This is a genomic window from Amycolatopsis tolypomycina (assembly GCF_900105945.1).
GTDB classification, from domain to species: domain Bacteria; phylum Actinomycetota; class Actinomycetes; order Mycobacteriales; family Pseudonocardiaceae; genus Amycolatopsis; species Amycolatopsis tolypomycina.
The window spans coordinates 136,371-159,266 of record NZ_FNSO01000004.1; the positions used below are offsets into that span (position 1 = coordinate 136,371).

Here is a 22,896-nt window from a genome sequence, read left to right on the forward strand (position 1 = left end):
GGTGGAAGGTTACTCGCCAGTCGCTTTCTGCGCTCCGCTCGCCCGCGGTGCCGGCTTCGGCGCCGCTTTGGGGGACACCGTGGGGGGCGCCGTGGGGGCGGGCTTGACCGCCGGCTTGGTCCCGGGCTTCGGCTTCGGCACGTCGGAGGCGCGGATCCGGATCGTCTCCTCGACGTCGGTGACCCGGACCGTCTTCTCGGTCTCGTCGACGGCGTCCGGCTTCTGGTCGGTCACCAGGTCGGCCTTGACGTCGGCGGGCACCTTGACCTCGTCGCCGAGGACGGTGTGCGCCTCGGCCAGCACCGCCCGCGCCGCGCGGACCTGCTCGGCCAGCCCGCCACGCACCTTGCGCAGCGCGTCGACCCGCTCGTTGGCCTGGGTGATCCGCCGGTTCGACTCCTCGGTCGCCGTCGTCACGCGGCGGCGCGCCTCGTCGGCGGCCTCGGCGAGCCGGGCGTTGGCCTCGGTGATCGAGTCCTGACGGCGCTTGTTCGCCTCCGCGACGGACTCCCGCTGCCGCCGGTCGATGTCGGCCTTCGCGGCCTTCTCCTCTTCGAGGACCTTCGCGCGGATGTCGGCGGCGTCCTGCGTGGCCTCCTGGACGCGCCGCGCGGCTTCGGCCTTGCTGGCCGCTTCCTGCTCGGCCAGCACCCGCATCGCCTCGGTGCGGCGCGAGGCCATCGCGATCTCGAAGTCCTCTTCGACCTTGGTCCGGCGGTCGGCCGACTCGGTGTCGAGCCGCTTGCGCTCCGCCTCGGCCTCGTCGGTGATCTTCTTGGCCTGCGCGCGGGCGTCTTCGAGGACCTTGCGGTGCTCGGCTTCCATCTCCTTGCGCCGCAGGTCGAGCTCGGTGAGCAGCTGCTCGTAGCGGGCGCGCATGGCGCTGGCGTCCGTCTCGGCCTTGGCCCGGATGTGCCCGGCCTCGGCTTCCGCGCGGGCGCGGGTGTCGGCGGACTCGTCCTGCGCGAGGCGCAGCATCCGCTGCAGCCGTTCGGACAGGCCTTCGACGCTCGTCGGCGGCTGGGCCAGCCGGTCGACCTGCCCGCGCAGGTCCGCGATCTCGCCGCGCGCGATCTCCAGCTGGCGCGCCAGATCGCCGGCCTGCACGATGGCGGCGTCCCGATCGGCGGTGAGCATCTTCAGGTCGGCGTCCAGCCGTTCGAGGTGCTCGTCGACCTGCGCTTTGCTGTACCCGCGCTTCGTCACGTCGAAGCCGGCTCCCAGCGGCACAAGCTCCCGTTCATCGCCAAGGCTCATGGGGCCTACCGTAGTCGCAGTCCGGTCACGGACGGGTGAGCACCCGGGCCGTGCGCCGAACGCGCCGTCTCCCGCGGCGAAAGGAACCGGCGGAATCGGCCGGTTCTCCGGGGATTCCCGACACCGAGCCGCCGGTTCCTTCCGCCGTCGCGGTCAGGCGCTGTGGATCAGGCGCTGTGGATCAGGCGCCGCGTGTCAGGCGCCGCGGAAGGCGTTGATGCCTTCGATGTGCTTCGCGCGCTTCTCTTCGTCGCGGACGCCGAGGCCTTCCTGCGGGGCGAGCGCGAGCACGCCGACCTTGCCCTGGTGGGCGTTGCGGTGCACGTCCAGCGCGGCCTGCCCGGTCTCTTCCAGGGAGTAGGTCTTCGAGAGCGTCGGGTGGATCAGACCCTTCGCGATCAGCCGGTTCGCCTCCCACGACTCGCGGTAGTTGGCGAAGTGGGAGCCGATGATCCGCTTCAGGTTCATCCACAGGTAGCGGTTGTCGTACTGGTGCATGTACCCGGACGTCGAGGCGCACGTGACGATCGTGCCGCCCTTGCGCGCGGCGTAGACGGAAGCGCCGAAGGTCTCCCGGCCGGGGTGCTCGAACACGATGTCCGGGTCCTCGCCGCCGGTCAGCTCGCGGATCCGCGCCCCGAAGCGCTGCCACTCCTTCGGGTCCTGCTCGTCGTCGTTCTTCCAGAACTTGTAGCCCTCGGCGCTGCGGTCGATGATCAGCTCGGCGCCGAGCTTCCGGCAGATCGCCGCCTTCTCCGGGCTCGACACGACGCACACCGGGATGGCGCCGCCGTTCAGCGCGTACTGCGTCGCGTAGGAGCCGAGGCCGCCGGAGGCGCCCCAGATCAGGACGACGTCGCCCTGCTTCATGTCCGCGCCGTTGCGCGAGACGAGCTGCCGGTAGGCGGTGGAGTTGACGAGGCCGGGCGAGGCGGCTTCCTCCCAGGTCAGGTGGTCCGGCTTCGGCATCAGCTGGTTGGCCTTGACCAGCGCGATCTCGGCGAGGCCGCCGAAGTTCGTCTCGAAGCCCCAGATCCGCTGCTCGGTGTCGAGCATGGTGTCGTTGTGCCCGTCGGGGCCCTCGAGCTCGACGTTCAGGCAGTGCGCGACGACCTCGTCGCCGGGCTTCCAGTTGTGCACGCCGACACCGGTCCGCAGCACGACGCCGGACAGGTCCGAGCCGACGACGTGGTACGGCAGGTCGTGCCGCTTGGCCAGCGGCGAGAGCTTCCCGTACTTCTTGAGGAACTTGAACGTCGGGATCGGCTCGAAGATCGACGTCCACACGGTGTTGTAGTTGATGGCGCTCGCCATGACGGCGACCAGCGCCTCACCGGGGCCGAGTTCGGGCACCGGGACGTCGTCGACGTGCAGCGACTTGCGCGGATCCTTGTCCCGGCTCTCGAGGCCTTCGAACATGTCGACCTCGTCCGCGTGCACGGTGACCCCGCGGTAGCTCTCGGGCACGGGCAACGAGCCGACCGCAGCGGCCTCGCCGGTCAGGATGGCCTGCTGGATCTCGCCGAGCTGCGTCATCGGTTCCTCCGCGGAGATGGGGGGCGTTGGCGGCAGAAATTACTCGCCGGTAACACGCGCCCACAACTGTACGAGACGGACAGCACGATTACACGCCGAACTGTGACCGGGTTACCTTGACCGGCTGGCCAGTCAAGCGGATCATCAACGTCGGGTACACCCACCCGACCAGCAGTTTCACCGACGGAGGTGAGCACGAATGAGTGAAGTCTCTACGCGCGCGTGGACCCGGCCCCATGACTGGGCCGAGGTCGTCATCGGGGTGGTCGCCGCTCTTTCACCCCTTTGGCTGAGCACGGACACGACCGCGATGTGGACGATGGTCGTCCTGGGCGCGCTGATCGCACTCGACGGCCTGGTTTCGCTGGCGATGCCGGGCATGGTCTACGGCGAAGGCATCCAGATCGCGCTCGGCGTGCTGCTCTTCATCGCGCCGTGGGTGATGGGGTACACGGAGTTCAACGGCGCGTCCTGGACGTCCTGGATCGCCGGGGTGCTGACGGTCATCGCCGGCGCGGCCGCGATGCCGGTGGCGAACGCCGCGCACCGCACGGCCGGGCAGCACTGACGACACAGGAGGCACGGGCATGACCGAGGATTCGGCGAAGGAGCGCATCCTCTGCGCAGCCGAGGCGCTCTTCGCCGAGTCCGGCTTCGACGCCACCCCGACGTCCCGCATAGCGGAGCAGGCGGGCGTGCCGAAGGGGCTGGTGCACTACTACTTCCGCCACAAGTCCGACCTGTTGACGGCGCTGGTCGAGCGCCTCCCGGACGAGCGCATAGAGCCGGCGGTGGTGGTGGTCCCTGGCGACCTGGCGGGCAGCTTGAGGCGGCTGGTCCGCGAGCTGGACCACCGCTTCAGCAGGTCGCTGGGCCTGTCACACCTGCTGTGGCGCGAGGCGGACACGCACCACGTGGTGCGGGACGCGTTGCACGAGCGCTTCCAGGTGCTGGTGAGGCAGGTCCGAGCGGTGATAGTGGCGGCAACAGGCGGCGGAGTGCCGACGGCCGACGTGGATCGGGCATCGGGCCTGCTGGCGCGCGCGGTGAGCCACCGGCACGCGACGGCGCGGCACGCGGAGGACGACCTGCCGGCGGAGTTCGACGGCGAGCTGACGTTCATCGCCGACGCGCTCTCGTCGAAGGCCGCGCCGGCTTAGCTGGGCTGCGCTGGGGCGGCCGGGTTGCGCCGGGTTGCGCCGGGTTGGCCGGGTTGGCTGGGCTGCGCCGGGCTGGCTGGGCCGCGCTGGGTTGGCTGGCTGCGCCGGCTTAGCCAGGCTGCGTTGGGTTGGCTTGGCCCCGAGCCGCCGCTTGGCCGATGGGCTGTGCGGCCGGGCTACCTCGTGGCGCTGCTCGGCTCGCCGTGGCCGCGCGCCCGTTTCTTGGCACGGGCGTGCGGCTCCGCGTCGAACCGTTGCGGCGGAACGGGTCAGTGGGCCGCGTTGTCCTTGGCCGGCTCCACCAGCTCCACCAGCACTCCGCCCGCGTCCTTCGGGTGGACGAAGTTCACCCTGCTGTTCGATGTGCCCCGCTTCGCCTCCTCGTACAGCATGCGCAGGCCCTTTTCGCGCAGGGCCGCCGCCGCCGCGTCCACATCGGACACGCGGTACGCCAGCTGCTGCAGGCCGGGGCCGCTCTTGGACAGGAACTTGCCGATCGCCGAGTCGTCGCGGAGTGGGGCCAGGAGCTGGATCTGGGTCTCCGTGCCCGCCGTGCCCGGGGCGCGCAGCATCGCCTCGCGTACCCCCTGCTCCTCGTTCACCTCCTCGTGCGCGACCTCCAGGCCGAAGTGCGCGCGGTGGAACTCGATGGCCGCGTCGAGGTCGGGGACCGCGATGCCGACGTGGTCGATGGCCGTCACGAACGGCCGCAGGGCGTCATTCATGGAGGCAGGATAGGGGGCGCGCGGGGCGCGTCGAGGCCGAATCGTCGCGTGCCCCGCCTCACACTGGCTCCATCAAGAAGCCCTGCTCCCGGGTATGGTCGGGAAAACTGCCCATGCGCCGATGCTTGGAGGACGCCGTGTCCGGTTCCGTGATCCTGGGTGCCGCCCGTACGCCGATCGGGCGCCTGCTCGGCTCCCTCAAGGACTTCACGGGAGCCCAGCTGGGCGGGGTTGCGATCAAGGCGGCCCTCGAGCGCGCCGGGGTCTCCCCGGAAGCCGTGCAGTACACGATCATGGGCCAGGTGCTGACCGCCGGCGCCGGGCAGATCCCGGCCCGCCAGGCCGCGGTCGCCGCCGGCATCCCGATGGGCGTGCCCGCCCTGACGATCAACAAGGTCTGTCTCTCCGGCCTCGACGCCATCGCGCTCGCGGACCAGCTCATCCGCGCCGGCGAGTTCGACCTCGTCGTCGCCGGCGGGCAGGAGTCGATGACCCAGGCACCGCACCTGCTGCCCAAGTCGCGCTCCGGCTACAAGTACGGCGACACCTCGCTCGTCGACCACATGGCCCACGACGGCCTCTTCTGCGCCTTCGACCAGGTCGCCATGGGTGCCTCGACGGAGAAGTACAACTCCCGCTACGGCGTGACCCGCGAGCAGCAGGACGCGTTCTCCGCCCGCTCCCACCAGCGCGCCGCCGAAGCCATCAAGAACGGCTACTTCGCCGACGAGATCGCGCCGGTCTCCATCCCGCAGCGCAAGGGCGACCCGGTCGTCTTCGACACCGACGAGGGCGTCCGCGCCGACACCACCGCCGAAAGCCTCGCCAAGCTGCGCCCCGCCTTCGCCTCCGACGGCACCATCACCGCCGGCTCGGCCTCGCAGATCTCCGACGGCGCCGCCGCCGTCGTCGTCGCGAGCCGCGCGAAGGCCGAAGAGCTCGGCATCACGCCGCTCGCCGAGATCGGCGCGCACGGTGTCGTCGCCGGGCCCGACGCGAGCCTGCACGAGCAGCCGTCGAACGCCATCCTCGCCGCGCTGGCGAAGGCGAACCTGACCGCCGACGCGCTCGACCTCGTCGAGATCAACGAAGCCTTCGCCGCCGTCGGGCTCGTCTCGACCGAGAAGCTCGGCCTCGACCCGGAGAAGGTCAACGTCAACGGCGGCGCCATCGCCCTCGGCCACCCGATCGGCGCCTCCGGTGCCCGGCTCGCCGTGCACCTGATCCACGAGCTGCGCCGCCGTGGCGGCGGGCTCGGCGCGGCCGCGCTGTGCGGTGGCGGTGGCCAGGGCGACGCCCTGCTGCTGCGGGTGCCGTCCGCGTAAGTGGCCGGACCACTCGACCTCGACGACCTCGTCGGCCGCGCGCGGGACGGACAGGCCCGTGCCGTCGCGCGGCTGCTGTCGCTCGTCGAGGACGCCCACCCCCGCGTCGCCGAGATCGCACGGGCGCTGACCCCGTACACCGGGCGGGCCCGGGTCGTCGGGCTCACCGGGCCGCCCGGTGTCGGCAAGTCGACATCGACCTCGGCGCTGCTCACCGCGTTGCGTGCGGAGGGCAAGCGGGTCGGCGTGCTCGCCATCGACCCGTCTTCGCCGTTTTCGGGCGGGGCACTGCTCGGCGACCGGATCCGGATGACCGAGCACGCCACCGACCCGGGCGTGTTCATCCGCTCGATGGCCACCCGCGGACACCTCGGCGGGCTCTCGTGGGCGACGCCACAGGCGGTGCGGGTGCTCGACGCGGCCGGCTTCGACGTCGTGCTGATCGAGACCGTCGGTGTCGGTCAGTCCGAAGTGGACGTCGTGAAACTCGCCGACACCACGGTGGTGCTGCTCGCCCCGGGCATGGGTGACGGCATCCAGGCCGCGAAGGCCGGCGTGCTGGAGATCGCCGACGTGTTCGTCGTGAACAAGGCGGACCGCGAGGGCGCCGACGCCACGGTGCACGACCTCAAGCAGATGATCTCCTTGGCCCGCCGGGAGATCCGCGGACCGAGCTGGCGCCAGCCGATCGTGCGGACCGTCGCGGCGAAGGGCGAGGGCGTCGACGAGGTCGTGGAAGCGCTGGCTGCGCACCACGACTGGCTGGTGGCGCACGACGAGCTGGCCCGGCGCCGGGTGGCCCGGGCGCGTGACGAGGTCGAGGCCATCGCGCTCCGGCGGCTGCGGGCCGAGCTGGTGGACCTGCGCGGCGGGGGACGGCTCGCCGGCGTCGCCGAGCGGGTCGTGGCGCGGGAGCTCGATCCCTTCGCCGCGGCCGAAGAACTGATCGCGGATCTGCGGGGGTAGCGCCCCGGGCTCGCCGGTTGGCCATCTGTGGCGGCACCTCACGGCGGCCGTGCGCCGGAAGGCCGACGCGAGCCGTGTGAGCAGAAAGCGTGCCACCACAACAGGTCTTCGGCGCAACGTCATGATGCCCTCCTCTTCGTTCGCGGCGGGATTGCCGTGTGCCGACCATCGTGCGCCGGGGGTCCGACAATTTCCGGGGTGTGGGCGCCGAGGTTCACCCGATGGACTGACGAGGGCGACTTTCGCCGGTTCTGGCTGTCGGTGCCGGGCCCTAGACTGCGGGGCGCTCCGGAACCGGGCGATCACTGGGAGGGCGTGCAGGATGAAGAAGACACTCGTCACCGCGCTGGCGGCGGGCGCGTTGTTCGTGGCCGGGAACGGCGTCGCCACGGCGGCCGACGCGCCGCCGCCGAAGACGACCCACGGACCGTGCCAGTACACCGAAACCCCGGACGAACCGCCCGCGCGCCCGGTGCCGCTGCCACCCGACCCGCGGCACACGCCGAGCCGCGGCAAGGTCGACGTCGCCATCCCGACCAGCCAGGGTGCGCTGCCGCTGACGCTCGACCGCGCGAAGGCGCCGTGCACCGTGCAGGGCTTCCTGCACCTGGCACGGCACCGGTTCTACGACCACACGGTGTGCCACCGGCTGACCGCGTACCCGACGTTGAAGGTGCTGCAGTGCGGCGACCCGACCGCGACCGGTGAAGGCGGGCCGGGCTACAAGTACAAGGACGAGCTGCCGGTCGACCTGCCGCCGGCGCCGACCGACCCGACCGGCGCCCGCCGCGTCTACGCGCGCGGCCTGCTCGCGATGGCCAACGCGGGACCGGACACGAACGGCTCGCAGTTCTTCGTCGTCTACGGCGATTCCGCGTTGCGGCCGAACTACACGGTGTTCGGCACGGTCGGTGCGGAAGGGTTGCGGACCCTCGACAAGGTCGCGGCCGGCGGGATCCAGCCGACCGCGGAGGACCCGGCGCCGGTCGACGGCACGCCGGTGCTGCGGACGGAACTGCTCCGGGTTCGGCCGGACTGCTGGTTCTGACGGTGGTCGCGGGCCGCTCCGGTGGGGCGGCCCGCGGGTATCACGTGTGATTGGAGGCATCTCGCGTGATTGGAGGGTCGACTCGAGTGATTGGAGGGTCGACTCGCGTACCTGGGCGGACGACACGCGTACCCGGGGGCGTGACTCGTGTGGCTGGGGGCGGGATTCGCGTGATTGGGGGCGGGATTCGCGTGATTAAGGGCGGGACTCGTGTGATTGGGGGCGGGACTCGCGTGATTGGGGGCGGAAGTGGTTAGGGGGTTGCTTCGGCTAGGGCCTCTACCAGGTTTTGGGTTGCGCCGGTGAATGCGTGCTTGGGGGTTGCCGCGTAGCCGACCAGCAGGCCGCCGGGGGCGTTGGGGGTCATCCAGTGGCCGGCCAGGCCCTCGATGCCGATCGAACGGCGGCGGCAGGCGGCCAGGGCCGTGGCCTCGGAGGGGCCGTCCGGGGGGAGCATCAGCAGCAGGTGCAGGCCGGCCGCGATGCCGTGCGGCCGGACCGAGTCCGGGAGGGCCGCCAGCAGGCGGGTGCGGCGCGAGCGGTACTCCGCGCGGCTGCGGCGGACGTGCCGGTCGTAGGCACCCGAGTCGATCAGCTCGGCCAGCGCCAGCTGGTTCAGCAGTGCCGGGCGGGAGCCGCTGTCGGCCATCGCCGCGCGGACCGGCTCCACCAGTGACCGGGGCAGGACCAGCCACGCGAGGCGGAGGGCCGGGGCGAGCGTCTTGCTGGCCGTGCCCGCGTACACCACCCGCTCCGGGGCCAGGGCCTGCAACGCCCCGACTTGCTGGCGGTCGAAGCGGAACTCGCCGTCGTAGTCGTCCTCCAGCACGTACGCGCCCGATTCGCCCGCCCAGCGGGCCAGCGCCGCTCGGCGCGGTGGGGCCAGTGTGACACCCGTGGGGTACTGGTGCGCCGGGGTGACGACCACCGCCGGACTGTCCAATGCGGACACGTCGATGCCGTGGCCGTCGACGTCCACGCCGACGATCCGCGGGCCCTGCGCCGCCGCGATCGAGCGGTACATGCCCAGCGAGGGGTTCTCGAACGCCATCTCGCCCGTACCCAAGGAGAACAAGGCACGGGACACCACCGCGATGGCGTGGGAAAACCCGTGGCACACCACGATCCGCGCCGGGTCGGCGACCACCCCGCGAGCCCGCGCCAGATAGCCGGCGAGGGTGTCCCGCAGCTCCGGTGCGCCCAGCTCCGACTCGTAGCCGAACGCCGACGCCGGCGTCCGCAGCAGGGCCCGGCGGGTCGCGGTCAGCCAGGCCTGCCGCGGGAACGCCGTCAGGTCCGGACGGCCCGGACGCAGGTCCCAGCGCGGTGCCGGGTCGCGCGGGGCCTGCCGGGGCGCCGACTGGGGGAGCGAACCCGCCGTCGCCACCCGGGTCGGCGCGCCCTGGGCCGTGCGCAGGTAGCCCTCGGCGGCGAGGTCGGCGTACACGCGCGTGACCGTGCCGCGGGCGACGCCGAGGTCGTGGGCCAGCGCGCGGGTCGAGGGCACCGCCGCGCCCGCCTGCCAGCGGCCGTCGCGGATGGCCGCGCGGATCGCCGCCGCGAGCCCGGCGCGGCCGGACGCGGGCTGCCAGCCGAGGTGGACGTCGAGCCCGGAACTGGACCACGATTCCGTCATGTGACTGGACCATACCCGTGGACCAGTTCGCACTAGCGTGGAAGGCATGAGCAAGCGAATCGCGCTCGGGGGCGCCCCCGAGCTCTACCAGGCGATGGCGAACCTGCAGGCCGAGGTGAACAAGGCCGGCGCCAACGCGGGGCTCGACCCCAAGCTGCTGGAACTGGTGAAGACCCGCGCGTCGCAGATCAACGGCTGCGCGTACTGCCTCGACATGCACTCCCGCGACGCGCTCGAGCTGGGCGAGTCGCCGCGGCGGCTGTTCGTGCTCGACGGCTGGCGCGAGACCGACCTGTTCACCGAGCAGGAGCAGGCCGCCCTCGCCCTCACCGAAGCCATGACGAAGCTGTCCGCGACGCAAACGGTGCCCGACGACGTCTACGAGCAGGCGGCGAAGGTGTTCACCGAGGACCAGTACCGCGCGGTGGCGTGGGAGATCATCGCCATCAACAGCTGGAACCGGATGACCATCACCAGCCACACGCCGCTGCCGAAGCGGGACGCGTGAGCGCCGCCGCGCTCAAGGCGCTGCACGTCCCCGGCAAGCCGCTGATCCTGCCGAACGCCTGGGACGCCGACACCGCGAAGCTCGTCGAGGCCGCCGGGTTCCCCGCCGTCGCGACCAGCTCGGTCGCCGTGGCGGCCGCGCTCGGGTTCGCCGACGGCGAGCAGGCGCCCGCGGCCGAGATGTTCGCCGCCGCCGCGCGGATCGCGAAGGCGGTCGACGTCCCGGTGACGGTCGACGCCGAGTCCGGTTACGGCCTCTCCGGCGCCGAACTGGCGGCCCGACTGCTCGACGCGGGCGCGGTCGGCTGCAACTTCGAAGACACGGACCACGCCACCGGCGACGTCCGGCCGGTCGCCGAGCAGGCGGCCCGGATCGCCGCCCTGCGCGAGGCGGCGGGAGACGGCCTGGTGATCAACGCCCGCGTCGACTCCTTCCGCGGGGTGGACCCGGAAGAGGCGCTCGAAGCGGGCATCGCCAGGGCGAAGGCCTATCTCGACGCGGGCGCCGACTGCGTCTACCCGATCCACCTGAAGGCGCCGGAGCTGATCGCGGAGTTCGTGCGGGAGACCGGCGCCGCGGTCAACGTGACCGCGTGGCCGGGCAGCCCGGGCCTGGAAAGCCTCGCCGATCTGGGGGTGGCGAGGATTTCGCTGGGCGGCGGGCTCTGGCACCACCTGCGGAAGCAGTTCGAGGCCGCCGTGCAGGGCGTCGCGGAAGGCAAGCTGCCGTACTGAATGGCCGAAGGCCGCCGCGAGGGGATCGGGAACACCCTCGCGACGGCCTTCGGGGTCGTGCCGCCGGAAACCCGGCCGCTAGTGCGCGACCGCCTTCTCGGCGCCCGCACCGGTGAGGGAGCGGACCTCCATCTCGGCGTACTTCTTCTCGTCGTGCTCCTTGGACAGGACCGTGCCCAGCCAGCCCAGGATGAACGCGGCCGGGATCGAGACGATGCCCGGGTTGCTCAGCGGGAACCAGGCGAAGTCCGCGGTCTTGATCATCGACGTGCTCTTGCCCGACACCGCGGGCGAGAAGACGATCAGGATGATCGTGATCGCCAGGCCGCCGTAGATCGACCACAGCGCGCCCTGGGTGTTGAACCGCTTCCAGAACAGCGAGTAGAGGATCGTCGGCAGGTTCGCCGACGCCGCCACCGCGAAGGCCAGCGCGACCAGGAACGCCACGTTCTGCCCGTTGGCCAGGATGCCGCCGCCGATGGCGAGGATGCCGATCACCACCGCGGTGATCCGGGCGACCTTGACCTCCGAGTCCGGCGACGTCTTGCCGCGCTTGACGACGTTCGCGTAGACGTCGTGGGCGAAGGACGCCGACGCCGTGATCGTCAGGCCGGCGACCACCGCGAGGATCGTCGCGAAGGCGATCGCGGAGATCAGGCCCAGCAGCACCGGCCCGCCCAACTCCAAAGCGAGCAGCGGTGCGGCGGAGTTGACCCCGCCCGGCGCCTTCTTGATCGTGTCCGGCCCGACCAGCGCACCGGCGCCGTAGCCGAGCACCAGCGTCAGCAGGTAGAACAGGCCGATCAGGGCGATCGCCCAGACGACCGAGCGCCGCGCGTCGCGGGCCGTCGGCACCGTGTAGAAGCGCATCAGCACGTGCGGCAGGCCCGCCGTGCCCAGCACCAGCGCGATGCCGAGGGAGAAGAAGTCCAGCTTGGACGTGCCGGTGGCGCCGTACTGCTTGCCCGGGCCGAGCAGCGATTCCCCGGCCTTGCCCGCCTTGTCGACGGCGGCCTGCAGCAGGCTGGAGAAGTTGAAGCCGTACTTGCCGAGCACCCAGAGGGTGATCGCGAGCGTGCCGACGATCAGCAGCGCCGCCTTGATGATCTGCACCCAGGTGGTGCCCTTCATACCGCCGATCAGGACGTAGGCGATCATGATGACGCCGACCACGGCGATCACCAGCGCCTGCGCACCGGTGCCTTCGACGCCGAGCAGCAGGGCCACCAGGCCGCCCGCGCCCGCCATCTGCGCGAGCAGGTAGAAGAACGACACGGCCAGTGTCGACGTCGCGGCCGCGGCCCGCACCGGGCGCTGCTTCATCCGGAAGGCCAGCACGTCGCCCATCGTGAACTTGCCGGTGTTGCGCAGCAGTTCCGCGACCAGCAGCAGCGCGACGAGCCACGCCACCAGGAAGCCGATCGAGTAGAGGAAGCCGTCGTAGCCGTTGATCGCGATCGCGCCGGCGATGCCGAGGAACGACGCCGCCGAGAGGTAGTCACCCGAGATCGCGATGCCGTTCTGCGGGCCGGTGAAGGCGCGGCCGGCGGCGTAGTAGTCCGACGCCGTCTTCGTGTTGCGGCTGGCCCGGAACACGATCACCAGCGTGATGATCACGAAGAGGGCGAAGATGCCGACGTTGAGGAGCGGGTTGCTGCCCTCAACGCCCGCGGCGAGAGTGGCGGTGCTCATCCGTGCTCCTTCGCAGTGTCGTTTTCAATGTCCTCACGGATCTTCTCCGCGACCGGGTCCAGCTTCCGGTTCGCGTACCGGACGTAGAGGCCGGTGATGACGAACGTCGAGACGAACTGCAGCAGGCCGAAGATCAGGCCGATGTTGATGTTGCCGAGCACCTTGGTGCTCATGAAGCCGTGCGCGTAGTCCGCGAGGAGCACGTACAGCAGGTACCAGACGAGGAACACCGCCGTCATCGGGAAGACGAACCGGCGCAGGCGGCTGCGCAGCTCGCGGAACTCGGTGCTCTCGTGTGCTCGTTCCCAGATCGTTTCTGAGGTCTCCGGGGGCCCGCCGGTGTCCGTCGTGCTCATCGCTGCTCCCTGCGACGCTGCGGAAAGTGACGTGCGACACCGTAGGGACCCGTGAGGGCTGAGTGAAGGTTCAACGGTTCAACAGCCGGGCCAGACGACGAACGGTTGACGAACGGTCGCGCGAACCCGTCGAACGGGGTTCGTCCAGGTGCAGGCGCAACATGGCCGACGTCGACCAGGCGGGTGGCCTGCCCCGCAGCGAGACCAGTGCCATTACGCCGAACGCCAACGGTACCGACCAGGGTGCCGGTTGCTGCACCAGAATCGCCACCCAGCCGTGCAGTGGCGGCCCCGCAAGGGCGTAGAGGATCGAGGCGGTCGACGCCACCAGCCCGGTCAGCACGCCGGCGATCCCGCCGGTCGCGGTCAGCCGCGGCCACCAGATGCCGAGCACCAGCAGCGGGCAGAACGTCGACGAGGCCACCGTGAAACCCCACGTGACCAGCACACCGGCGTCGAGCTCGGCCGAGCGCAGGGCCAGCAGCACCATCACCGCGGCGACGCCGAACACGGCGATGCGCAGCCGTCGCAGCCCGCCGGGGACGAGGTCGTGCGCGAGCGCGCCGGACATCACCAGCAGCAGCCCGAGCGACGTCGCCAGGAAGGCGGCGAACGCGCCCGCGGTCAGCAGCGCCGTGAACAGCCCGCCCGCCCAGCCGCTGTCCACCTGGGCCGGCAGCGCGACGACCACGGTGTCCGTCGCACCCGAGAGGTACAACCCGGGGACGAGCACCCGGCCGAGCACGCCGTAGACGCCGGGGAAGAGGTAGAAGACGCCGAGCAGCGCGACGGTGATGGCGGCGGTGCGGCGCGCGGCGCGGCCGTCCGGGCTGGTGTGGAAGCGCATGAGGACGTGCGGCAGGCCCATCGTGCCCAGCATGGTGGCGATGAGGACGGCCCAGGTGCCGAGCAGCGGGTAGCCCTGGTCGCCGAGGTCGAGCAGCGGGCGCTGCCAGTCGGGGCCGCCGAGCGCGGCGCCGCCGCGGACCGCGGGCACGGCCGCGCCGGTGCCGAACACGACCTCGTCCTGGCTGTGCGCGGTGAACTCGCCCGGTGGCAGGGTTTCGACGACGCCGTTGCGCCGCACCGGGGTCGGCTCGCGGATCTCCATGGTGACGTCGACCTCGAACCGCACCGGCGTCTCGCGGGCGAAGTGGGTGAACTCGACGGGGTTGAGCGCGTCGGTCCGGTTGACCGCGCCGGCCTGCAGCGCCAGCCAGATCGCCGGGATGAGGAACAGCAGCAGTTTCAGCACGAACTGGAACGCCTGCACGTACGTCGCCGCGCGCATCCCGCCCAGTGCCAGGGTGACGCTGACCGCGGCGCCGGCCAGCACCACGCCGACCCAGTACTGCGTGCCGCCGACCGCGGCGAGCACCAGGCCGGCGGTGCGGAACTGCGGGACGACGTAGATCGTGCCGATCACCAGGATGACCACCGCGGCCAGGCGGCGCAGCGCGGGGGAGTTGAGCCGGGCTTCGGCGAAGTCGGGGACGGTCAGCGCGCCCGACCGCCGCATCGGCGCGGCGACGAGCACGAGCATCGCGATGTAGCCGGCGGTGAAGCCGACCGGGTACCACAGCGCCCCGATGCCGTCCTTGACGACGAGCCCGGCGATGCCGAGGAACGACGCCGCGCTCAGGTACTCGCCGGAGACGGCGGCGGAGTTGACCAGCGGCGAGATGCGGCGCGAGGCGACGAGGAAGTCCGACGTCGTGCGCATGGCGGCGACCCCGCGGACGCCGATCAGCAGCGTCACGAGCACGACCGGCGCGACGGCGAGCGCGACGCCCACTAGCCTGCCCTGCCGCACTCATGCGCCCCAATGTGGCGTTCGGTGCGTTGAGTGGAACAGCGGCGCGAAGCGCCTCCGTTGAGGGTGGTGGCGGGGGCATGGATGGAGCACCGAACGCCACATTGGGTGCGTTGGACGCAACCAACGCCACATTGGGGCGCTCGGGTCACTGGTCGTCCTCGATGCGCTCGGCGCGGCGGAGCTGCCAGCGGGCCAGCAGGGCCATCGCGGGGTAGGGGAGGACCGCGAGCATCAGCCAGGACAGCGGGATGCCCAGCAGCCGCACGGAGTCCAGGCCCGGGAAGAGCGCGAAGACGCCGGGGAGGCCGAGCAGCAGCGCGAACATGAGGACCAGCGCGGGAAGGCCGCGACGGCGCTGGGCGGTGTAGAGGGCGGTGGCGCGCTGGGTGTCGCCGGCGGGCAGGCGGGGCTGGCGCCAGCGGCCGCGCGACCGGCGGCGGGCGTGGGCGAGGCGCGTCTGCGGGCTGGTGACGGCAACCCGCCGGATCCTGCTCATCGCGAATCCGATCCCAGCTGGCCGCGCTGCGCGGCTTCCAGCAGCCGGTCACGCAGGTCGCGTGCATGACGGCGGCTCACCGGGACGTCGCCCGCTTCCGTGTGGGCCAGCAGCCCGCCCGCCGTGTCGCTGCGCAGCTCCAGCACTGCGCCCACCGACAGCAGGAACCCGCGGTGCACCCGGCTGAACCCCGTGCCCTCCCAGTACTCCTCCAGCCGCGAGATCGGCATCCGCACCAGGTGGACGCCGCCGCGCGTGTGCAGGCGGACGTAGTCGCCGTGGGCCTCGACGAACAGGACGTCGTCGCGGCGGACGTACCGGGTGCGGCCGCCCGACTCGACCGGCAGCGCGGCCATCGCGTCCGGGATGGGCCGGGACGCCGGGGTCGCCATCCGCAGCACCTTCGCCAGTGCCGCGGCCAGCCGTTCGGTGCGGACCGGTTTGAGCAGGTAGTCGACGGCGCCGATGCCGTACGCCGCCACCGCGTGGCCGTCGTGCGCCGTGACGAACACGATCACCGGTGGCTCGCTCAGCTTCGCCAGCAGGGATGCCAGCTCCAGGCCGTCGAGGCCCGGCATCGAGATGTCGAGGAACACCGCGTCGAAGCGGTCCGCCTGAAGCAGCTTCAACGCCTTCAGCGCGTCACCCGCTCCGACGACTTCGCCGACTTCGGGCGCTTCACGCAGCATCGTGCAGAGTTCGTCCAGCGCCGGTGGCAGGTCGTCGACGGCGAGGACGCGGAGCCCGGTCACGGCAGCACCCCCGGCTGGAACCGCGGCACGCGCACGATCACCCGGGTGCCCGCGCCGACCTCGGTTTCGACGGTCAGGCCGTACCAGGCGCCGTAGACGTCCCGCAGCCGTCTGTCCACATTGGCCAGCCCGAGCCCGGCCGGGTCGTCCTCGCCGGTGCGCCCGGCCAGGATGTCCGCGGCCCGTTTCGGGTCCATGCCGACCCCGTCGTCCTCGACGAAGATCACGCAGTCGTTCCCTTCCGCCTGGCCGTGCACCTGGACCTGCCCGGTGCCCGACCGCGGCTCGATGCCGTGCCGGATCGCGTTCTCCACCAACGGCTCCAGCACCAGGTACGGCACGGCGACGGCGAGGATCTCCGGCGCGACCCGCACCTGGACGCGCAGCCGTTCGCCGAGCACCGCCTTCTGCAGCGCCAGGTACGTCTCGATCGCGCGGAACTCCTCGGCGACCACGGTGTACTCGCCGTGGCGGGCCAGGCTGTAGCGGGTGTAGTCGGCGAAGTCGAGCATGAGGTCGCGGGCGCGGTCGGGGTCCGAGCGCACCAGCGACGCGATGACGGTCAGGGCGTTGTAGACGAAGTGCGGTGACATCTCCGCCCGCAGCGCCCGCAGTTCGGCCTGCGCCGCCTGTTCCGCCGACGCCTCGAGCCGCCCGCGTTCCAGTGCCTGCACGACGAGGTCGGCGGCCTGGGCCGCGGCCGTCTCGCGGACGTCGCCGACGACCAGCAGCGCCCCGGCCAGCTCGTCGCGGACGTGCAGCGGCAGCACCAGGACGTCCGGCGCGGACTCGGGTTCCTCGCTGTGGAGCACGCTGTCGAGCACCGCCGCGACGACCGCGTCCGGCCCGGGCCGTCCCGACCACAGCAGGGAGCCGGACAGGTCGGTGAGGCCGAGGCCGGGGAAGCCGAAGAGCCGCCGCAGGTGGTGCGCGGCGCGGCGGGCGGCGGTGCCCGACAGGCCGTCGCGCAGGTCGTCGGTGACGCGGCGCGCGGCGGCGAGCACCGGCAGCGGATCGGCGCGGGACGCCGGGCGCAGGTGCACGGTCGGGCCTCCCCTCGGCGGCGGTGTCCAGGGCAGTAGATCCTACGGCTACGCGGGGCCGTCGCGGTCGGCCAGCACCTGGGCGTGGCGGCGGAAGCGGCGCCAGGTCCGGTAGTGGTCGATCGGCGTGACGGTGCCCAGCAGGCTCGAGTTCGCCGGGTACGGCCGGTCCGGCAGCGAGATCCACCCGGTCGTGCGGGTTTCCTTGACCGCCACCGGCACCGGCCGGAACGTCGTCGGGTCGAGGCCGTCGCTGTGCCGGACGACCTCGTCGAAGAACCACGCCGACGTGATCAGCGCCAGCACGCCGCGCGACGCCCGCAGCGCCTCCTTCAGCGGTTTCGCCTCCAGCAGCCGGAACGTCTGGTTGATCGCCGGCGCGGTGACGCCGTGCTCGTCGTAGGCGATCTCGCCCGCGTGCAGCGCCATCCGGAGCCGGATCCGGGCGCCGGGGTCGTGCGTGCGGTTGTGCCGGTGCAGCGCCACGGCGAGCGCGGTGGGCAGGAACTCGACGAAGAGCCCCTTCGGCACCTCCGGCGGGACGAGGACGAAGACGCCGTCGCCGCAGTCCTCGCGCCGGCAGTCCGCCCACGGGACGCCGGCGTCGTCGAACGCCCGGCAGAGCGCGCGGTACAGCCCTTCGCGCAGCGCCAGGCGATGGGGTGTGGTCCTGCGCTGGTCGCCGTAGCCCTCGACGTCCACGGCGAAGATCGTCCGGTGCAAAGCCGGCCGCTCGTACTTCATCGCACCCTCCCTGCGATCATGCATCTGGAAGTGCAGATGCATGTGCAGATGAGTGTGGCGCGAGACACCCGTCCGGGCAAACGGACAGTGCGGTGAGCGGTTCCCCCACCGCGGTGACCGGTAGTGGTTGTTCACCGCCGGTGAACAACCCTGGTCAGGGCCCTGCGGACGCGGTGCGCACCGCTCGCAGGACCCTGACGGACGGGTATCAGCAGCTCTGCTTGTAGAAGTACTGCGAGTTGGCGTCCATGTCGGCCTTCGTGATCGAGTGCAGCTCCGCGGTGAGGTTCCGCGTCACCGGCTTGCCCTCGATGGCCGCGACGGCCTGCTGGACGCCCTGGGTGCCGATCGAGGCCGGGTCCTGGGCGATCAGGGCCTGGTACTGGCCGTTCTTGAGGCCCTCGACCTCGGACGGGCTCGCGTCGAAGCCGATCAGGTTGACCGCGCCGACCTTGCCCGCGTTGCGCAGGCCGGTCGCCGCGCCTTCGCCGGTGTTGAGGTTGGTCGCGAAGACGCCGATGAGGTCCGGGGTCGACGACAGCGCCGCCGTCACCTTGGCCGCCGCCTGCTCCGGCTCGTTCTGGGTGAACTGGACGCCGATGGACTTCAGGTTCGGGGTGTTCTTCAGCTCGTCCTCGAACCCCTTGGCGCGTGCGGCGGTCGTGGACGTGCCCGCGATCGTGTCGAGCACCAGCACCGAGCCGCTCTTGCCGCCGGCCAGCTTGGCCATCGTCTGGGCCGCGAGCTTGCCGCCCGCGGCGTTGTCCGACGAGATCGACGACGCGGCCACGCTCGTGTCCTTCAGCGCGGTGTCGACCTCGACGATCTTCGTGCCGCGCGCCTTGACCTGCTGGATCGGCGCCAGCATCGCCGTGTCGTCGGTCGGGGCGATGAGCAGGGCCGCCGGCGGGTTCGCGCCGAGCGCGTTGACCAGCTGGGTCTGCAGGGGAGCGTCGAACTTCTGCGGCGCCTGGGTGGTCAGCTCGTAGCCGAGCTTCTCCGCCTCGGCCTGCGCGCCGCACTGCAGCGAGATGTAGAACGGCTCGGCCTGCACACCCGGGATCAGCGCGAGCTTCTTGCCGCCGACCGGCGCGGCCGAGTTGCCGGACCCGGTCTGCCCGACCGTGCCGGAGCCGCACGCGGTGAGCAGGGCGGCGGCGGAGACCACGGCACCCATGGCGGTGAGAGTCTTGGTCAGTTTCATAAGCACCTCGTTGTACTTGGGGGACTGTACTTGTGTGTGGGTCAGCGGGAGTTGCGGCGACGGCGGCGGCGCTGGTCGAACCAGACCGCGGCGACCAGGACCCAGCTGACGATGAACATCTGCCAGAAGTCCTGGACGTGGATGATGTTGAAGCCCTTGCGCAGCACCGCGGGGATGAAGACCCCGATCACCGTGCCCAGGATCGTGCCGACGCCGCCGAAGAGGCTCGTCCCGCCCATCACGACCGCGGCGATGGCGTTGAGGTTGTCGGTGGTGTGCCCGGAGATGGTGGTCGAGTTGTAGTAGGCCAGCGAAAGGAACCCGGCGATCCCCGCGAGGAAGCCCGTCAGCGTGTACACCTTGAGCAGGTGCGCGGTGACGCCGATGCCGGCCCGGCGCGCGCCCTCGGCGTTGGAGCCGACGGCGAAGGTGTACCGCCCGAACTTCGTCGTCCGCAGCAGCCACGCGCCGATCACCGTGATCACGACGGCCACGATCACCAGGTTGGGCACGATGCCGAAGGACGTGCCGTAGCCCAGGGTCTGGGTGAGCTCGGCCGGCACGGTGCGCAGGTCCGAGCCGCCGTTGAGCAGGTACGCGGTGGCCAGCGCGGCCCCCATCGTGCCGAGCGTGACGATCAGCGCCGGGATCTTCGCCACCGCGACCAGCACGCCGTTGATCACGCCCCAGATCGTGCCGGTGACCACGGCGACGACGAGCCCGACGACGATGACGCCCCAGCCCGCCTTCGACGCGTCGCCGCCGGACATCGCCTCCATCACCTTGCCCGCGACCATGCCCGCGAGGATCAGCACCGAGCCGACCGAGAGGTCGATGCCGGAGGTGATGATCACGAACGTCATGCCCACCGAAAGGATGAGCAGGACCGAGGACTCGATGAACAGCGTCTGGAAGGTGAACAGCGTCGGGAAGCTGTCCGGCGCGATGACGCTGAACAGCACGACCAGGGCCAGCAGGACGAGGCCGATCCAGAACGTGTTGGCCTCGATCAGCCGCTTGCCCAGCGGCCGCTTGCCGAAGCCCGCTTCGGGTGCCTCCTGGATGTCCTTCACAGGCGCGCTCACGCCGCCTCCTCCTGCACGAGGGCGCCGGTCATCGCGGCGACGAGGTCTTCGAGCTTCGTGTCCGGCCCGGCGAACCGGGCGACGCGCTTGCCGAGCCGCAGCACCTCGACGCGGTCGGCGACCGACAGCACCTCGGGCATGTTGTGGCTGATCAGCACCACGGCGATGCCCTTGTCGCGCACCTTCTTGATGACGTCGAGCACGCGTTCGCGCTGCACGACACCCAGCGCGGCCGTCGGCTCGTCCATGAACACGACCTTCGACGCCCACACGACCGAACGCGCCACTGCGACGCTCTGCCGCTGGCCGCCCGACAGCGAGCCGATCGGGACGTCGGTGCTCTGCAGCGTCACGCCGAGGCGCTGGAACTCCTCGATCGCCTGGCGCCGCATCTCGTTCTTGTCGAGCATGCCGAGCTTGCCGAGGATGCCCTTGCGGTGGATTTCGCGGCCGAGGAACAGGTTGGCCGCCGGGTCGAGCTCGGGCGCGACGGCGAGGTCCTGGTAGACGGTCTCGATGCCCCGCCGCCGCGCGGTCGTGGGGGAGTCGAAGTGCACTTCGGCCCCGTCGAGGAGGATCTTCCCCGACGTCGGCTGTTCCGCGCCGGAGAGGCACTTGACCAGCGTGGACTTGCCGGCGCCGTTGTCGCCGATCAAGGCCGTCACCTCGCCCGCGCGGGCCTGGAACGACGCGCCGCGCAGGGCTTCGACCGACCCGTAGTGCTTCGTCAGGTCGATCGCGTCCAGCAGGATTTCGCTCATCCGTGCCTCTCCTCCGGCGCCGGCGGGCGGCAGCGGATCACCGTCGCCGTGCCGGACAGCTCGGTCTGGCCGGCGTCGAACGGGACGACGTAGGTGTCGCCCTTCGCCAGCGCGTGCTCGCCGCCGTGCTCGGTCCGCAGCGTGCCTTCGCCGTCGAGAACGACCAGGACGGCGAAGGACGGATCGAGTGACAACGTTGTCGTCTTGTCGGTACGCAGCTGTTCGGCTCGGAAGAACCGCTCCGATCCGCCGGCCAGGAGATCCACAGTGGACGCGCGGTCGCCCGCGGTGCGCTTGATGATCGTGTCCAGGCGGTCGGCGTCCCAGCCGGACGTGTCGAGCGCTTCGATGGCGGTGTCGAAGCCGAGGCCGAGGTGGCCCTTCTCCGGCGACGCGAGGAAGTCACGCCACTCGATGGTCAGCGAGAAGTCCGTCGGCTGCTGCAGCTCGACGACGAAGACGCCCTCGCCGATCGCGTGCGGCAGCCCGGCCGGGATGTAGACGGTGTCGCCCGCGGACACCGGGACGCTGTTCAACGCGCCCAGCATCGACGGCACGTCCTGCTCGCGCGTCCACTCCGACACCGTCGCCTTCGGCAGCGTCTCCTTGAAGCCCGGGTAGACGCGCGGGTCGTCGCCGTAGGTGCCGACGACGATCCAGGCCTCGGTCTTGCCGAAGTGCGAGTCGAAGTGCCGCTTCGCGAAGGTGTCGTCCGGGTGGAAGTGCACGGGCAGCCGCTGGCCCGCGTCGAGGAGCTTGACCAGCAGCCCGGTCGACGTCCCGAGCGCTTCGACGTGCTTCGCGCCCAGCCAGCCGTTCGCGTTCGCCTCGACGGCGTCGCGCAGCCAGGCGCCGTCCGGGAGCCGGGTGAGGCCGTTGGTCTCCTGGCCGAACATCGTGGTCGCCGAGGCGACCCAGTCCTCCGGGCCGAACTTCTTGTCCGACGTGTCGCCGCGCAGTGCCGCGATGGCGTCGCCGCCGCGGTAGAACTGCGGCGGCTGGTTGGCGGGGAGCCGGATCGGTTCGAGGGTCACGGGGCGACCTCACCGGAACCACGGGCGACGAGATGCACGGGCAGGACTACCTTTCTCGGCGGGGACTGATCTCCTTGGACGCGGGCGAAGAGCAGCTCGGCCGCGGCGTGGCCCAGTGCGCTGACGTCGTGGGCGACCACGGTCACCGGCGGGTTCAGCAGGTCGGCCAGCTCGAAGTCGTCGAACCCGACCATCGCCGGGCGGCGCTCGGCGTGCGCGAGGGCACGCAGCAGGTGCACGGCGATCCGGTTGTTGCCCGCGATCACCGCGGTGGCCGCGTCCGGGCCGTCGAGCAGCCGCTTCACGGCGTTGCCGACGGCGTCCGGCGTCGGTGTCCCCATCGAAACCAGCGACTCGTCGTAGGAGATCCCGTTGCGCACGCAGCCCTCGCGGAACCCGCGCAGGCGCTCGGCCGCGGTGAAGATGTCCGGGCTGTCGCCGAGGAAGGCGATTCGCCGGTGCCCGTGCCGGGCCAGGTGCGTGACGGCCTCGATGGTGCCGCCGAGGTTGTCCACCAGCACGGTGTCGGCCACGATGTCGCCGGCCGGCCGGTCGATGAACACCACCGGCGTGCCCGCGCGCATCTCCGGCACCAGGTAGCCGTGCTGCAGGCCGGCCGGGACGACGAGGATGCCGTCCACCCGCCGCGCGCAGAACTCCAGCACGAGCTCGCGCTCGCGGTCGGAGTTCTCCTCGGACGAGCCGGTGAGCACCTGGCGCCCGAACGACGTCGCGATGCGCTCGACCGCGCGGTTCAGCTCGGAGTAGAAGGGGTTGCCGACGTCCTCGACGATCAGCCCGATGGTGCCGGTCGTCGACCCGCGGCGCAGGTTGCGCGCGCCCAGGTTGCGCCGGAACCCCAGCTGCTCGATGGCCGCCATGACCCGCTCGGCGGTGTCGGGGTGCACCGCCGGTTCGTCGTTGACCACGCGCGAGACGGTCTTGATGCTCACGCCCGCCAGCCGGGCCACGTCGCTCATCGTGGCTCGCCTGCTCGCGGTGCGCGTGCTGCCGTCCC

The 22,896-nt window shown here is 71.5% G+C and carries 23 protein-coding genes; 7 read left to right on the forward strand and 16 right to left on the reverse strand.

The window, feature by feature from the left end:
* Positions 1-9 precede the first annotated feature (9 nt).
* Positions 10-1,230, reverse strand: coding sequence for a coiled-coil domain-containing protein (locus tag BLW76_RS11255; protein WP_091306094.1), 1,221 nt, complete (start codon positions 1,228-1,230; stop codon positions 10-12).
* A 222-nt stretch (positions 1,231-1,452) separates the two neighbouring features.
* On the reverse strand, positions 1,453-2,793 hold the full coding sequence (gene ccrA, locus BLW76_RS11260; RefSeq protein ID WP_091306096.1) for a crotonyl-CoA carboxylase/reductase: 1,341 nt from the start codon (positions 2,791-2,793) through the stop codon (positions 1,453-1,455).
* Positions 2,794-2,992: 199 nt separating this feature from the next.
* Between ccrA and BLW76_RS11265 the strand changes: the two genes are divergently transcribed.
* The gene (locus BLW76_RS11265; RefSeq protein ID WP_071831581.1) at positions 2,993-3,361 is read left to right on the forward strand and encodes an SPW repeat domain-containing protein; all 369 of its coding nucleotides are present in this window, start codon (positions 2,993-2,995) and stop codon (positions 3,359-3,361) included.
* Positions 3,362-3,380: 19 nt separating this feature from the next.
* A complete protein-coding gene (locus BLW76_RS11270; RefSeq protein WP_091306098.1) occupies positions 3,381-3,953 on the forward strand; it encodes a TetR/AcrR family transcriptional regulator in 573 nt (190 codons plus the stop codon).
* Between the two features lie 269 nt (positions 3,954-4,222).
* Here the strand turns inward: BLW76_RS11270 and mce are convergent, their stop codons facing one another.
* Complete coding sequence (gene mce / locus BLW76_RS11275) at positions 4,223-4,678, reverse strand: methylmalonyl-CoA epimerase (RefSeq protein ID WP_091306099.1); 456 nt, start codon at positions 4,676-4,678, stop codon at positions 4,223-4,225.
* A gap of 137 nt (positions 4,679-4,815) precedes the next feature.
* Between mce and BLW76_RS11280 the strand changes: the two genes are divergently transcribed.
* The 3 genes from BLW76_RS11280 (at position 4,816) to BLW76_RS11290 (ending at position 8,017) form a co-directional block, all read left to right on the forward strand.
* A complete protein-coding gene (locus BLW76_RS11280) occupies positions 4,816-6,003 on the forward strand; it encodes an acetyl-CoA C-acetyltransferase (RefSeq protein WP_091319293.1) in 1,188 nt (395 codons plus the stop codon).
* Positions 6,004-6,969, forward strand: a complete 966-nt coding sequence (gene meaB / locus BLW76_RS11285; protein ID WP_091306101.1) for a methylmalonyl Co-A mutase-associated GTPase MeaB — start codon at positions 6,004-6,006, stop codon at positions 6,967-6,969.
* Positions 6,970-7,291: 322 nt separating this feature from the next.
* Positions 7,292-8,017 carry a peptidylprolyl isomerase gene (locus BLW76_RS11290; protein WP_091306102.1) on the forward strand — a complete coding sequence of 242 codons (726 nt, stop codon included), beginning with the start codon at positions 7,292-7,294 and terminating at the stop codon, positions 8,015-8,017.
* Positions 8,018-8,270: 253 nt separating this feature from the next.
* On the opposite strand, the gene pdxR is transcribed toward BLW76_RS11290, so the two are convergent.
* A complete protein-coding gene (pdxR, locus tag BLW76_RS11295; protein ID WP_091306104.1) occupies positions 8,271-9,653 on the reverse strand; it encodes a MocR-like pyridoxine biosynthesis transcription factor PdxR in 1,383 nt (460 codons plus the stop codon).
* A 46-nt stretch (positions 9,654-9,699) separates the two neighbouring features.
* Here pdxR and BLW76_RS11300 point away from each other — a divergent pair, with 46 nt between their 5' ends.
* Together BLW76_RS11300 and BLW76_RS11305 are read left to right on the forward strand one after the other, a co-directional pair.
* Positions 9,700-10,161, forward strand: a complete 462-nt coding sequence (locus tag BLW76_RS11300) for a carboxymuconolactone decarboxylase family protein (protein WP_167384575.1) — start codon at positions 9,700-9,702, stop codon at positions 10,159-10,161.
* Complete coding sequence (locus BLW76_RS11305) at positions 10,158-10,895, forward strand: isocitrate lyase/PEP mutase family protein (protein WP_091306107.1); 738 nt, start codon at positions 10,158-10,160, stop codon at positions 10,893-10,895. Before BLW76_RS11300 ends, BLW76_RS11305 begins: the two co-directional genes overlap by 4 nt.
* A gap of 78 nt (positions 10,896-10,973) precedes the next feature.
* On the opposite strand, the gene BLW76_RS11310 is transcribed toward BLW76_RS11305, so the two are convergent.
* The 12 genes from BLW76_RS11310 to BLW76_RS11365 form a co-directional block, all read right to left on the reverse strand.
* A complete protein-coding gene (locus BLW76_RS11310; protein WP_091306108.1) occupies positions 10,974-12,587 on the reverse strand; it encodes a solute symporter family protein in 1,614 nt (537 codons plus the stop codon).
* On the reverse strand, positions 12,584-12,943 hold the full coding sequence (locus BLW76_RS11315; RefSeq protein ID WP_091306110.1) for a DUF485 domain-containing protein: 360 nt from the start codon (positions 12,941-12,943) through the stop codon (positions 12,584-12,586). The genes BLW76_RS11310 and BLW76_RS11315 overlap by 4 nt, the downstream gene beginning before the upstream one ends.
* Positions 12,944-13,013: 70 nt before the next feature.
* Complete coding sequence (locus BLW76_RS11320) at positions 13,014-14,738, reverse strand: sodium/solute symporter (RefSeq protein ID WP_091306111.1); 1,725 nt, start codon at positions 14,736-14,738, stop codon at positions 13,014-13,016.
* 166 nt (positions 14,739-14,904) lie between these two features.
* Positions 14,905-15,255 carry a hypothetical protein gene (locus BLW76_RS11325; protein ID WP_091306113.1) on the reverse strand — a complete coding sequence of 117 codons (351 nt, stop codon included), beginning with the start codon at positions 15,253-15,255 and terminating at the stop codon, positions 14,905-14,907.
* On the reverse strand, positions 15,252-16,007 hold the full coding sequence (locus tag BLW76_RS11330) for a LytR/AlgR family response regulator transcription factor (protein ID WP_091306114.1): 756 nt from the start codon (positions 16,005-16,007) through the stop codon (positions 15,252-15,254). Before BLW76_RS11330 ends, BLW76_RS11325 begins: the two co-directional genes overlap by 4 nt.
* Positions 16,004-17,050: a sensor histidine kinase gene (locus BLW76_RS11335; protein WP_091306116.1), complete on the reverse strand. Its 1,047-nt coding sequence runs from the start codon at positions 17,048-17,050 to the stop codon at positions 16,004-16,006. Before BLW76_RS11335 ends, BLW76_RS11330 begins: the two co-directional genes overlap by 4 nt.
* A gap of 48 nt (positions 17,051-17,098) precedes the next feature.
* Entirely contained in the window at positions 17,099-17,794 is a 696-nt protein-coding gene (locus BLW76_RS11340) for a hypothetical protein (RefSeq protein WP_091306117.1), read from the reverse strand.
* A 208-nt stretch (positions 17,795-18,002) separates the two neighbouring features.
* Positions 18,003-18,998 carry an ABC transporter substrate-binding protein gene (locus tag BLW76_RS11345; RefSeq protein WP_091306119.1) on the reverse strand — a complete coding sequence of 332 codons (996 nt, stop codon included), beginning with the start codon at positions 18,996-18,998 and terminating at the stop codon, positions 18,003-18,005.
* Between the two features lie 41 nt (positions 18,999-19,039).
* The gene (locus tag BLW76_RS11350; protein ID WP_091306121.1) at positions 19,040-20,083 is read right to left on the reverse strand and encodes an ABC transporter permease; all 1,044 of its coding nucleotides are present in this window, start codon (positions 20,081-20,083) and stop codon (positions 19,040-19,042) included.
* The gene (locus tag BLW76_RS11355) at positions 20,080-20,844 is read right to left on the reverse strand and encodes an ATP-binding cassette domain-containing protein (RefSeq protein ID WP_091306122.1); all 765 of its coding nucleotides are present in this window, start codon (positions 20,842-20,844) and stop codon (positions 20,080-20,082) included. Before BLW76_RS11355 ends, BLW76_RS11350 begins: the two co-directional genes overlap by 4 nt.
* Complete coding sequence (locus tag BLW76_RS11360; protein WP_091306124.1) at positions 20,841-21,878, reverse strand: class I mannose-6-phosphate isomerase; 1,038 nt, start codon at positions 21,876-21,878, stop codon at positions 20,841-20,843. Before BLW76_RS11360 ends, BLW76_RS11355 begins: the two co-directional genes overlap by 4 nt.
* Positions 21,875-22,858: a LacI family DNA-binding transcriptional regulator gene (locus tag BLW76_RS11365; protein WP_091306125.1), complete on the reverse strand. Its 984-nt coding sequence runs from the start codon at positions 22,856-22,858 to the stop codon at positions 21,875-21,877. The genes BLW76_RS11360 and BLW76_RS11365 overlap by 4 nt, the downstream gene beginning before the upstream one ends.
* Positions 22,859-22,896 lie beyond the last annotated feature (38 nt).

Bases quoted from the DNA above. Each gene is read 5' to 3' on its own strand.
- ccrA (WP_091306096.1), bottom strand. From the start codon at position 2,793: ATGACGCAGCTCGGCGAGATCCAGCAGGCCATCCTGACCGGCGAGGCC.
- BLW76_RS11265 (WP_071831581.1), top strand. From the start codon at position 2,993: ATGAGTGAAGTCTCTACGCGCGCGTGGACCCGGCCCCATGACTGGGCC.
- BLW76_RS11270 (WP_091306098.1), top strand. From the start codon at position 3,381: ATGACCGAGGATTCGGCGAAGGAGCGCATCCTCTGCGCAGCCGAGGCG.
- mce (WP_091306099.1), bottom strand. From the start codon at position 4,678: ATGAATGACGCCCTGCGGCCGTTCGTGACGGCCATCGACCACGTCGGC.
- BLW76_RS11290 (WP_091306102.1), top strand. From the start codon at position 7,292: ATGAAGAAGACACTCGTCACCGCGCTGGCGGCGGGCGCGTTGTTCGTG.
- pdxR (WP_091306104.1), bottom strand. From the start codon at position 9,653: ATGACGGAATCGTGGTCCAGTTCCGGGCTCGACGTCCACCTCGGCTGG.
- BLW76_RS11300 (WP_167384575.1), top strand. From the start codon at position 9,700: ATGAGCAAGCGAATCGCGCTCGGGGGCGCCCCCGAGCTCTACCAGGCG.
- BLW76_RS11310 (WP_091306108.1), bottom strand. From the start codon at position 12,587: ATGAGCACCGCCACTCTCGCCGCGGGCGTTGAGGGCAGCAACCCGCTC.
- BLW76_RS11315 (WP_091306110.1), bottom strand. From the start codon at position 12,943: ATGAGCACGACGGACACCGGCGGGCCCCCGGAGACCTCAGAAACGATC.
- BLW76_RS11325 (WP_091306113.1), bottom strand. From the start codon at position 15,255: ATGAGCAGGATCCGGCGGGTTGCCGTCACCAGCCCGCAGACGCGCCTC.
- BLW76_RS11340 (WP_091306117.1), bottom strand. From the start codon at position 17,794: ATGAAGTACGAGCGGCCGGCTTTGCACCGGACGATCTTCGCCGTGGAC.
- BLW76_RS11345 (WP_091306119.1), bottom strand. From the start codon at position 18,998: ATGAAACTGACCAAGACTCTCACCGCCATGGGTGCCGTGGTCTCCGCC.
- BLW76_RS11355 (WP_091306122.1), bottom strand. From the start codon at position 20,844: ATGAGCGAAATCCTGCTGGACGCGATCGACCTGACGAAGCACTACGGG.
- BLW76_RS11365 (WP_091306125.1), bottom strand. From the start codon at position 22,858: ATGAGCGACGTGGCCCGGCTGGCGGGCGTGAGCATCAAGACCGTCTCG.